The following is a 12,992-nucleotide window of genomic DNA, read 5'->3' as shown; positions in this document are numbered from 1 at the left end:
ATTTGCATATATTTAATCAATATAGCAATCTATGCAAATTTTAGCATTATTGATGACCATACTTTATTATCAACTTTATTCATAAACAAACCCATTGACTTATTTATAATACCAGAACTTGGTAGATTCTATCCACTTGATGGCTTTGATTTAAACATTATTTCATATTTTTTCAAAGCTAATGCAACCTATTTTTATGCTTTTAGCTCTCTTGCAGCATTAATTTTAATATTAGTGTTATTTAAAACATTAAAAATTATTTTAGAATCTAATTATCTCTCAATACTTTTAATTACTATATTACTCCTCTCACCTGCTTTTATAACATCATTTTTAAGGCTTTTTGTTCCAGAGAAATTTGAAAGTGTATTTTTTGGAATCTTTATTTTTGCCTATTTGTACTTTATTAAAAATAATAAAAATATATATTTTATTTTAGCACTGCTAAGTGGAAATATTGCACTTTATTATAAAGAAGTTGCCTTTATTATGCTAGGCTCTTTTGCATTTTTTAATTTTATATTTAGTTTTAGAATATCAAATTTAAAGCAAAAACTCCTTGACTTAAGCCTTATGTTAAGCTCTCTAATGTGGATTATAATTTATTATGTAATTATTATTTTAAATAAAACTACAAGTGGAAGTTATGGCGATACACCATATAATAAATTGATAGTATTTATTAAAAATGTAATGAATTATATTCTAATTGAGCCTTTTTTGATTATTGGAGTTTTTGGAATTTTAGCTTATAGAATCTATCTTATAACTTTTAGGGATAATAAAATTAATCCATTTTTAGATTCTGCACTTTTGGCAAGTTTCTTGCACATACTTTCTTATTTTATATTAAATATATATTCTTTTCATTACCTTCTTCCTACATATATTTTTGCAATTTTTCCACTTGGATATTACTTTAGGTCATATTTTAGGGTGATTTTTATAAAGATAATTTTTATAATTTCTTTAATCCTATATTTATTGAATTCTATTCCTGCTTTTTTATATCAACTAAATCACTACAAAGCTGTGCCAAATAATTTTCAAGAAAGTATTGCTTTTTTAGATAATTATCTTAAGAACAATCCAAATACTACTATATATCTTGAAGGTGTAAATCGTGCTAGTAATATTGAGGTTTATCATAGCTTTATTAAGAATCTAGAATTCTTAGGACATAATAATTTTGATATGAAAAGTGATATTGGTATTGACAATGAAATACTTGGCAAAGAAAATAAAGATTGCAAATATAGCGTATTTAAAAGCAATGCAATTATTCCAAAATCTAGTGGAGATTTAGTAATACTAACTCCATATACAAGCAAACCATTTAAAGAAAATAATAATTATGAAAAAATATTTGAGGCAACAAACGGGTTTAATTTGCCTCTACTTGGAATTAAAAGCCTAATAAAACTAGCTCTATCAAAAATAATAAAAGATAATAATGAAATAGTTTTATCTAATAATATATACTCCCTACCAATACATTTTTCAATCTATCGTGTTAAAGATAGTGGAGGATATAATTGAAAACAAAAATTAAAAGGTATAGAGTTTCTAAGATAAATCTAAATTCTAAATCCCCCCCCCCCATTGATAAAAATGTTAATTATGATAAGCCAATTTTAGCCTTTATCGTGCCATTTTATAACGAAGAAGAAATCATTTTAAAAAGCCTAACAATCTTCTATAATAAGCTTATTTCCTTAAATAATATCATTAATAATAAAAGTTTTATCATCTTTGTAAATGATGGCTCAACTGATAATTCAAAAAATCTCTTAAAATCTAATATTAAAAACAATACTGTAATTATATCTTTAAGTAAAAACAAAGGTCATCAAAATGCTCTATTAGCAGGCATGGAGTATGCTAAGGATAAATGCGACTTTGCAATTAGTATTGATTGTGATTTAGAACAAGATATTAATAAGGTTGATGAATTTATAGAGCATTTCAAAAATGGCAGTGAAATTGTCTTTGGTGTGAGAGAAAATAGAAATAGTGATAATTTATTTAAAAAATTAAGTGCTATTAGCTTTTATAAAATAATGAAATTTTTTGGAGTAAATATCATTGAAAACCATGCAGATTATAGGCTTTTAAGCAATAGAGCTTTAAATTTAATTAGCTCTTATAGAGAAGTTAATTTATTTTTAAGAGGTATGTTTTTAGAGCTTGGATTAAAACACTCAATAGTATATTTTAAGGTAAGCAAAAGAGATGCAGGAAAAAGTAAGTATACATTAAAAAAAATGCTCTCTTTAGCATTAAATGGAATTACAAGTTTTAGTTTAACACCTCTTCGTCTAGTTAGTTTATTGGGGTTTATTATATCTTTTGTTAGTGCTTTATTTGTGATTTATGGAATTGCTATGGCAATTTTTAGTTCCTCTGTTGTTCCGGGCTGGGCTTCAACAATTGTGCCTATATATTTTCTAGGAGGATTACAGATATTTAGTCTTGGAATTATTGGAGAATATATTGGGAAAATATATCTAGAGACAAAAAGTCGCCCTAGATACCTTATAAAAGATATTATAGAAAAATTTTAAACAATATTTATATTAGAGCTATTATCAACCTCGCCAATTATATATCCATCGCTATTTTTTAATATATAATCTACATTATTTTTATCAGCTACTAAAATCATACCAACACCCATATTAAATGTGCGATAAAGCTCATCTTGTTCTACATACTTGCTAAATAGGTTAAATATATTATGTGATTTTATGGAGGACTTCTCTATCTTTGCTCCTAAATCTTTGGTAAAGATTCTAGGTAAATTTTCTGCTATTCCACCACCTGTAATATGTGCTAAAGCCTTTATTTTTGATTTTAGAATTTCAAAAGTTTTGACATAGATTTTAGTTGGCTTTAATAAAATATCAATCAAATTTTCATTATCAATTTTTTCATCAAAGCTAAGTTTTAATTTATCAAAACAAATCTTTCTTGCCAAAGAATATCCATTTGAATGCAGCCCACTACTAGGAAGTGCTATTAAGATATCGCCTACTTTAATATTAGATTCTGCTTCAATTATTTCTCTCTCTACTACGCCTATGGCAAATCCAGCTAAATCAAAATCTCCCACTTTATACATTCCGGGCATTTCTGCACTCTCGCCTCCAATAAGAACGCAATTTGCCTCCTTACAACCCTCTACAATACCCTTTATTATTTCTATTGCCTTACTTTTATCTAGCTTGGCAGTAGCATAATAATCCAGAAAAAACAAAGGTGTGCCAAAATTACAAATTAAATCATTTACACACATAGCTACTAAATCAATACCTACACTATCAAGCCTATTAGAATCTATTGCAATTTTCAGTTTTGTGCCAACACCATCACTAGCACCTAAAAGAACAGGATTTTTAAAATTTGCAGGCAATGCGTAGGCTCCAGAAAAAGAGCCAATACCACCTATAACATTTTTATTAAAAGTGCTTTTCGCTAAATTTTTTATATCAGCGACTAAAGAGTTACCTTCATCAATATTTACGCCAGAATCTTTATAGCTAATCTTATCCACGAATTTACCTTAAAAATAAAATTTTAGAAATTATATTAAATTTATACAAAATATTACATAAGCTATTCTACATTAGCTTTTCTTGCCCTAAACGATATAGTGCAAAATCATATTTTACTGGGTCATCTTCACAAAATATTTTAAGATTATTTGTAATTTCTATTGCAGATGCTAAATCATATATTTTTCTACTTAAAAGTCCTAGTTTTTTAGAGAGCCTAAAAGTATGTGTATCAAGAGGTAGAATTAAATCTTTTTTATTAACCTTATCACTCCAAAATCCTAAATCTATATTATCTTTTCTAACAAACCATCTAAGAAACATATTCCAACGCTTTAAAGGGGATGATGATATTGGATGTTTACTAGCTCTGCCTATTAAAAAATCAAGCCCTCTTGTCATTTCAACATTGCTTCTTAAAACCTCTATCATCGCATTAATACCACTTATTACATTATTTTCTTTAAAATAAGATTCTACAAATATATTTTTTATACCCCCATCATAAATAATTTTATTCATACATAAAAAAATAGCTCTTATGTCTTCACTACTCTGAAAGCGATATAGTGGAAAATATGCTTTTTGTATTTTTGACCTATCATTTAATATACTAAAATCTAGTTTTCTTAATGTCTTTAGAATCTGTCCTGCATTACCATACGATAATAGTGCAGAAATAACTGCTATTTCATCAATATGCTTTAAATGTAAATTATTTTTTAATGCTACTAATGGGTCTGGCTTATTATCGCTCAATTCATCTATATTATTTCTTATGTGATAATGCTTATCAAGTATTTCTTTTAACTCTTTCATAAAAAACCTTGAAGTCTGTAAAATAAATTTTGATTATAATATTTTATGATAGAATCTTGCTATAAATTAATTCTTTTCAAGGTTATTTTAAATGTTTAAAAAAATATTTTTTTTACTATTTATACCATTTATAGCAAATGCAAATAACAATATTGTCCCTACAAAAAAAAGTGTATATTTAGAAGTTTTATATGGTTTTGGTTATATTAACAACCCTCAACAGGGATATATACACGATGCAGCACTTCGTGGTATATTTTTAACACAAGACATAATACACGAGATTCTAGCTAGAGGTGCATTTTCACAAAAAGCAAAGTTTAATAAAGAACCTTCTAAATATACTAGCTATGAAGCAGAATATCGCTTAGGCATGAGATTGGATAATCAATTTCAATCTATGGGAATGATTGTAGGAAGTATATATCTTGGGGTAGGCTACCAAAATGTTACACAAAGAGTGATTGAAAAAAGAAACACACATTATATTTATATTCCTATTGGTTTTTGGGGAGAAGATTCTATTAATGATGATATAAGTAAATCTGGAAATTTGAGCAACCTAAAATTAAGATATGGAATAAATACAAAAATAATATTCCTTGATAATGATAATGAACAAAAAAATTTTAAAGGTAAATTTTTATTTGGAGGTAGAACATACTTAGGAATTGCATATAATATATCTAATGTTGCAGATATATTTGCACAAGGCTACTTTGCATATAATGCACCAATAAAGAATTTAAGGCAATATGGGCTTGAAGTAGGAGTTCAATTCTAAGCAAATAACATAAAAATATACATGATTTATTTTATAATATTAAATTTAATACTATCACTCTCTCCTTTAGTGTTTATAATAGTAAGTGTATGAAACCCAATATCTAAATCAATAGCTCTTGTAGTGCTAAAGCTAGAGCCAATATAATTTTTATCTAAATACCAAAAAACTTCATTATTATTTATATTTGCAATTCTAATTATTAGCTCATTATTTCCTTCAAAATCTTTTGTGCGAATTATTTTTAGATTATTTTTTGGATATAGAAATTTTAGATTCTTTTTTATTTTTTCTTGTGATATGTTAATATTTTGCTCCCTATAATATTCTAATAAATTAAGGGGTAATGATAGTCTAGTAAGCTCTTTTGCATTAATAAAATCTTTATTTATAGAGTTTATCTCTTCACCATTTTGATTTACAAAAATATTTTTTAAAAATGGAGATTTTCTAAGATTCTTAGCATCATTTGGATACAAAGTCTCTTTAAAAGGTATATTTTTATAATCACTGCTATATCTATATCCTGTGATAGAATCTATCTTAATATCTTTTAAAGATTCTTTTGGAATATCAAACTCCCCTCCTAAATCTCCTAAATCTCCTAATATATTAAACAACAAATCTCCTGCAATATTTACACCAAATAAATTTGGATTTGATTCCCCATTAAAATTTCCAGCCCATAATACGATAGTATATTTTGGTGAAGTTCCAGCAGCCCAAGCATCTTTCCTACCATAGCTTGTGCCAGTCTTCCAAGAAATTATTTTTTTATTTTTATAATAGTTTTCTAAACCAAACCTATTTAAATACCTCATAGCATCAAGTGTAAGATAACTAGAGCCTTTTGTAAGTATTCTCTTTTTTGTATTATTTTTAGAACTCATTAGATAGGATAAATCACCAAATTCACCATAATTTCCAAATCCAAGGTAAATTTTTGCGACATCTTCTACACTGATCTCTTTTGTTCCAAGTATTAAAGATAATCCATATCTTTTAAAATCATTATCTTTGAAATTTAAAATATCTTTTAATTTAAAAAAGAATCTTTCATATCCATAATCTTGTAATAAGCTTACAAATGGCACATTTAGAGATTGTATTAAGGAGAATCTAGCAGAGATTAATCCATAATATTTTTTACTTGCATTTTGTGGCTTAAAGTTTGAAAAAAATGTTGGAGCATCAATTAACTTACTTTGCTCTGTAATTAATCCATCATCAATAGCTAGTGCATAAAGTAGTGGCTTTAATACAGACCCTGGGCTTCTCTTAGCTTTTATTCCATCTATTTGACCATATCCATCTATATCAAAAAAATCCTGCGAGCCAGCATAGGCTAAAACTTGACTAGTTTTAGTATCCACTATTATTGCAGATACATTTTCTATTCCTAATTCCACTAATCTTTGGTGATAAGATTTTAAGTGAGATTCTAATTTTAACTGAATATTTTTATTAATAGTTGTGTATATATTTATATCATTCAATTCATTAGCAAGACGAATAGATAGATGAGGGGCAATATTTTTATCTCTATTAATCTTTGGTAGTTTCTCATTCATGGCAAGCATTAAATTATTTTCATCAATATAGCCCTTATTTTTTAGCTTCATTAAAAGTTTATTTCTTTTTTGTATTAATATATTTGTATTTTTGCTTAAATGCATTAATCCAGGAGCGTTTGGAAGAATTGCAAGCAAAGCACATTCTCCCCAAGTAAGATTATTAATATTTTTATTAAAGTATAAATAAGCAGCAGTTTTAGCACCAACAATATTTCCTCCATAAGGAGCATTATTAATATACATTTGTAAAATTTCATCTTTTGAGTAAAGAGTTTCTAATTTAATTGCATAAACTATCTCTTTGAATTTATTGAAATATGTCCTCTTCTGTTTAGTTAAAATCTTTATTGTTTGCATTGTTATAGTGCTAGCACCGCTTCTTTTATCACTAGATAAATTATTATAGAGACTTCTAAATATCGCTAAAATATCAAATCCAATATGAGAATAAAAATTTTTATCTTCATAGTTTAGAATTGCAATTTTAAACTTTTTACTAATGTTTTCATCTTCTTTAATATGCCATTGCTCTTCATTATTTAAAAAAATACTTAGTATCTTTTTATCTCTATCAAATACACTCTTTGAATATCTATCATAAAATGGATCATTTGAAGCCAAACTACTCTTTGGATTAAAACTAAAAAATATATATAAACCATAACAAATAAAAATTATGAATAAAGCTAAAATAAATCTTAAAAAAAATCTAATTTTTTGCAAAATAATTCTCTAATAAACTCTTTTTTGTATAACAAAAATAAATATCTTTTTATTACATTCTAATATTTCTATCAAAGAAACCCTTTTAAAAAGCAAAATTTACAAAACCATTTATTGTAAAAAGAGTATAAAATTAATTTATCTCTCTTTTAGTAACTTATCTACTTTGCTAGAACTTTTACTCTAAAGCTATCTGTGCTTGCCTGATAACTTCCATCATACATAGCCTCTGCATAAGCAGGAGGAAGCGTATATTCACCGGGGGTTACTGCATTAATTTTTACATAAACAACCACATATTTATACATATCAAAAAACCACATAATCTTATCATCACGAATATCAGTATAGGTTATATTACTATTTGCTTTTATAACAGCATTAGGCTCATTATCATTATTTAATCTTGTATTTTCTATCTCCCAACTACTGGGTAGATTCTGCGTTAAGGCAATATTTCTAAGTTCCATACTATTATTATTTAAATAAGATAATTTCAGTTTAATATAAAAGCTTTTTGAGTTCTTCAATTCTCTTATATCAATTGGAATCTCATTTCCGTAATCATCAAATATTACAAACTCTCTACTTAAAGTCATTTTGTTTTTAATATTATCACCTTTATTGTCTGCGTTAATGCCCTCCCAAATATAATTTACAAATATATTATTAGGAGAACTAACCTTTGCACTACCACTATTTAAATCAAAAGTAATTTTTTCTTTATTCTCTTTAAATTTCTGTGTATTATTGTTAATTGTAATACTTCCTTCTAGCCCTTTTTTATTAGATTCTTCTTTTATATCTGCTAAAACCATTAAAGCATAACTTATAGTTTGTGTAGATAACCATGAATTACTTTCTAATTCATCTTTAATTTTATTATATAAATCATTTTCTATTTTATTTTTTACAATCTTATATGCTTGAAGTATTATAGCCTTATTTCTTAGCTCTGAACCATAAGAATATTTATAATAACTATAATTTTCATTTGGTATTACTTCTAAATTATTTGTTATTTTATTTGCTATATCATCAAATCCTGCAAGTTTATAGCTTGCTGCAAGTAGCCACTTATTTGTTACACTCAACCTATCAAGTTTATTTTCATAAATTTCATTCATCATTCCCAATTGATGATTATCACTAAGAGAGAGTAAAAACAATGAATACATATCATTAGAATCTATATTATTTTTTAGATAATTTAACCATCTATTGAAAACTTCATCATTTATATAATAACCTTGTTTTTTAGCCATAATCAAAAAATGCCCAGCATAGTTAGAGCCCCACTTATCACTATCACCTTCTCCTTGCCAATAAGAAAAGCCTCCATCATTAGTTTGAAAACCTTGTATTCTATTGATACCTGCATTTATATTATTTATAATTGCTTGTTTGTCGATAAAATCTGCATTGCTAAGTTTTTCAATGAATAACTGTGGAAAAACGCTTGATGTTGTTTGTTCAATACAACCATAAGGATAGCGAATAAGCCATAACAATCTATGGTCTATACCTAATAGAGGTGATGAACTAATAGTAATTTTTCCTTTATTTGAGTTTTTTATAAAAGAAGCAGGAGATTGAATATCTATTATTTGATTTTTATTTAATGCCCAATTTTTTGAAATTATCATATATGGATTTGGTGCTTTTATATCAATTTCTGTAGAATCTTTCATATTAAATGAACTAGATTCTAAGTTAATATCTATATGTTCAATTCCAATCTCTTCTTTTACTTTTCCATTAAAAAATATTGTTTGTGGTTTTTTATCTATAAAATTTATACTTTGAGTTTCTTTATCAAACCCAATAATACCTTTGCTTTTTATATTTACCTTAACATTTTTAACATCATCTTTTATAGGAATTACTTCAATACCAATCTTAAAATTATCATTTATTTTAAGGCTTCTAGGAATAGTTGGCAACATTACAACAGGTGCAGACACCTTTACATCTTTACTAACACTTCCATAACTATCATTATTTACAGCTATTAACATAACCCTTAGGCTTCCTAGATATGCAGGAACTTTAAAGCTGATTTTTGCTTTACCAAACTCATCACTTTTAGTTGGAGGGATAAAATATACAACAGGTTTAAATCTATCTGCTTTATCATCTCTTTGCTTTTTAGTAGTATCACCAATACTATCTTCATCACCACCAATTGAATATACCTTTTCAACTCCACCTTGAATTCTTCCTATAATATAATCAAAAGTATCATAATTAATTATTGGATATTTTGTCTTTGCATAAAAATAATCATAAGGTGAAGGAGTTTTAAAATTTGTTAGATTTATTATGCCCTCATCAACTATTGCTAATGTATATGTAACTTGTTTATTTTGATTATTTGATATTTCAATATCTAATGTGCTATTTGGCAATACCTCATCACTTGCATTTATATTTAAATCTATTTTTGATTTTGTATTTATAATATTTAACGGAACTACACCATATAATCTAAGTGAGCGGTCATTGTCATTTGTATTGTAGTTTTGCAATAAGAATACACTTACATATAAATTTGGTGCATATTTTTCATCAATTTTCACATTAATGCTTGTTTTAATATTATTAGTATCTACAAAATACCTATCAATAATTTCTTCATTATTACTAATAGTAACTAGGGCTTTTGCATTTTTAGTGCTCTCAAATGTTATTACCGCCTCTTCATTATGCCTGTATTTGGATTTATCACTTTTAATTTTTAGCTGTGTAATTTTATCAGCATTAATTGGCTCTCCCCAAGATGAAGCATACAAACTAATAGAGGCACTTTGATTATTTGTAGTATCTCTTACCTCAACTAGTAATTCCCCTCTAGCGTTTGCTTTAAATCTTATATTATTTATAGAGTCTTTACTTGTAATTTCTCCCTTAGCAATTATTGTAGTATTTTTATCAGTTTTAATTGACCTTATATAATCATTATAATTGTCATAATCCCACCACCAAGAATAGTTATTATTATAAACTGTATATTCTAACTTTCTATTTGCAATATGATTTTCATTCTCATCAAGCAATACTACATTTAAATTTATATTATCATCAATCTGTACATATCTAGTTTGTGGAATCTTAATTCCAACAAAGCTATCAAATCTCTTTATATAGACACTCTTTCTAGCAGAAACTTGCCTACCGTTATTCTCATACACCCTTGCTATAATATTAGCTTCTAAATTCTTGTTAATTTTATTTATGTCTTTTAAGTTTAGTATATTTTGTGCATAACCATTTTCGTTTAAAGAACCACTGAAACTTTCATTTTCTACATATCTTAAATTAGTTTGATTATCAAAACTCCAATCTTTATATTTTTTAGAAATAAAATTCTTAGGTGTTATTGAAGCAGTGATATTATACTCTAGATTGCTTGCTTTTGCTCCAAATAAATACTCACTCTGTAATGTTAATTTGATTTTAGAATTCTGCGATAAGTCAATTTTATTTTGAGAATCTATATTTACCTTAATCCTATTTGGAACAACACTCTCAAGTGCAATTTTAGAAGTAAAAATATTATCTCCTATATCTATTGATACATTATATATTCCTGTATCTGCATTTTTTTGAGTTTGAAAAGCATAATAAAACATTCCATCACTTATTGGTTCTAAAATAACATTATTAATCTGTTTTTTACCTCTAGGATTTGTTATTGTAAGTTTTATAGGATGCTTTAGAGATTCTTTATTATTTCTTGCTATGATATTAAGATTTATTGTATCGCCAGGTCTATAAACACCCCTATCCGTGTAAATAAATGCTTTTATTCCATTGTCTACATTTACTCCTTCCGTATCAAATCCATCATCTGGTAATCTTTGAGAAGATAGCTTAATAAGTGCTAAATCATTAGAAGAATCTTGTTTTTTTGCAAATATATAAAATAATTCTTGTTTTTTTAGCTCATCACTTCCTTTATATTTTAATATTGCATTACCATTTTTGTCAGTCTTTGAAGAAGAAATAATTTGATTATTTTTACTAATGCCATCAATAATTACATTGCTTAATGGGCTATTTGTTTTAATATCAAGGGCAGAAACAATAACATTATCTCCATATTTTTGTGCAATTAATGCAATATTTGAAAAAATTAATTCTCTATAAACATTGCCATTGTTATAAAAATAATCATTAATCTTCCACTCTGGAGTTCCACTTTTAAACTTATAATCAACGTTATCTTTATCAAAATGCAAGCTTACTATAAAGATTCCACTCAAATCTTTAATACCACTTAAATCAAGCTCATTTTGAACCCAAATATTTTTCTTATAATCTATATCAATATCACTTTCTTTTACAATGCTTCCCATATAATCAAAATCATATGTATATAGGCTACTTGTGCTATTTTTTAATAAAGAGTAACTTTCTATATATCTAATGATATTATTTGCATAGATTCTCTTAACAACAACCTTTGCTTTTTTAACATTAATGCTTTTAAATGCTATTTTTTTATTACCGCTATCAGGTAAAAAAACACCATTGTTTGAAAAAACTATTTTTGGTTCTTGACTACCAAACACAATGTCTTTTTGATAATTTTTTGCTAAACTTAGATTGTCTTGCGATTTAATTCCTTGTAAAATCTCAAGATTATAATCTTGTTCTTTATTGAAATTACCATTAATAATAATTTTATCATTTAGTTGAGACACTCTAAAATTAACACTAGGAGAGATTTTTATAAAATTATTTAGATTTAAGTTTTGCTTTAAAGGGGCAGAGAATCTAACTTCAATACTTGCATTATCATCTAGTATAGGCTTTATATCAATTATATCTAACCCATCTATACTTTTTGCAACTATATCAAAACTAGTATTTTTAACTAATCCTAAGGATTTATCAATCATTAACTTATATGTTTCATTTTTAGAAGGAATATTAAGTGGTTCAGATAGAATTTGAAATGCCTTATTATCAACTTCTGTAATATTTATTTCAATATTTTTACCTTTAGAATTTAATAATTTTATATTATCCTTTAGGCTTTGAATTGGCACAATTTGAGATATATTTATTATGGCGTCTAATTTTATTTTTGATAAATCCGTGCTATCTTTAATAAAGTCTGCGTTTGTAAGCTCAAGTTCTAAATAATTTGTGCTAAATTCCATTGTAAATGATTTTGGCTTTATATTTGCATTTGCAATTTTATTAATAGCTTCAAAATCAAAAGTAATTTTATAATTATTATTTGGTAAAAATGTCTCATTAGGGAGCAAAGTTAGTGAGTTAGCAGAAGTAAAAATATATTTTCCAATATATTTTTCTTTATTTATTATTATTTCACCGCTAGATTCTATGGGATTATTTAAATTTTGAGTAACATTTTCTTTAAATGAAATTTTAGGTTTAATATCAACATTTACCACTCCTTTTGTTTGGTCTATAAAATAGTTTTTATCATCACTACAAGAACTAACAAATAATACAATAAAACATAATAATATTATATTGATTAATCTCATAAAAACCCTTCTTCTT

General features: G+C 26.2%; 7 protein-coding genes. 3 read left to right on the top strand and 4 right to left on the bottom strand.

Features of this window, described 5'->3' with window-relative positions; all coding sequences use genetic code 11:
• The first annotated feature begins 234 nt into the window (after positions 1 to 234).
• Both CQA44_RS03045 and CQA44_RS03040 read left to right on the top strand, forming a co-directional pair.
• Positions 235 to 1,539, top strand: a complete 1,305-nt coding sequence (locus CQA44_RS03045) for a hypothetical protein (protein WP_115545813.1) — start codon at positions 235 to 237, stop codon at positions 1,537 to 1,539.
• Entirely contained in the window at positions 1,536 to 2,564 is a 1,029-nt protein-coding gene (locus tag CQA44_RS03040; RefSeq protein ID WP_258864883.1) for a glycosyltransferase family 2 protein, read from the top strand. The genes CQA44_RS03045 and CQA44_RS03040 overlap by 4 nt, the downstream gene beginning before the upstream one ends.
• Here CQA44_RS03040 and purM read toward each other — a convergent pair.
• Together purM and CQA44_RS03030 are read right to left on the bottom strand one after the other, a co-directional pair.
• A complete protein-coding gene (gene purM / locus CQA44_RS03035) occupies positions 2,561 to 3,553 on the bottom strand; it encodes a phosphoribosylformylglycinamidine cyclo-ligase (RefSeq protein ID WP_115545812.1) in 993 nt (330 codons plus the stop codon). The genes CQA44_RS03040 and purM overlap by 4 nt on opposite strands.
• A gap of 67 nt (positions 3,554 to 3,620) precedes the next feature.
• Positions 3,621 to 4,373 carry a TIGR02757 family protein gene (locus CQA44_RS03030; RefSeq protein ID WP_115545811.1) on the bottom strand — a complete coding sequence of 251 codons (753 nt, stop codon included), beginning with the start codon at positions 4,371 to 4,373 and terminating at the stop codon, positions 3,621 to 3,623.
• A 91-nt stretch (positions 4,374 to 4,464) separates the two neighbouring features.
• Between CQA44_RS03030 and CQA44_RS03025 the strand changes: the two genes are divergently transcribed.
• Positions 4,465 to 5,157, top strand: coding sequence for a hypothetical protein (locus CQA44_RS03025; protein WP_115545810.1), 693 nt, complete (start codon positions 4,465 to 4,467; stop codon positions 5,155 to 5,157).
• A gap of 26 nt (positions 5,158 to 5,183) precedes the next feature.
• Here the strand turns inward: CQA44_RS03025 and pbpC are convergent, their stop codons facing one another.
• Together pbpC and CQA44_RS03015 are read right to left on the bottom strand one after the other, a co-directional pair.
• The gene (gene pbpC / locus CQA44_RS03020) at positions 5,184 to 7,445 is read right to left on the bottom strand and encodes a penicillin-binding protein 1C (RefSeq protein WP_115545975.1); all 2,262 of its coding nucleotides are present in this window, start codon (positions 7,443 to 7,445) and stop codon (positions 5,184 to 5,186) included.
• A gap of 170 nt (positions 7,446 to 7,615) precedes the next feature.
• Complete coding sequence (locus CQA44_RS03015; protein ID WP_115545809.1) at positions 7,616 to 12,976, bottom strand: alpha-2-macroglobulin; 5,361 nt, start codon at positions 12,974 to 12,976, stop codon at positions 7,616 to 7,618.
• Positions 12,977 to 12,992 lie beyond the last annotated feature (16 nt).

Source organism: Helicobacter sp. MIT 14-3879 (genome assembly GCF_003364125.1).
Note: the sequence above shows the minus strand (reverse complement) of the source record. Positions and strands in the feature narration are given on the sequence as shown.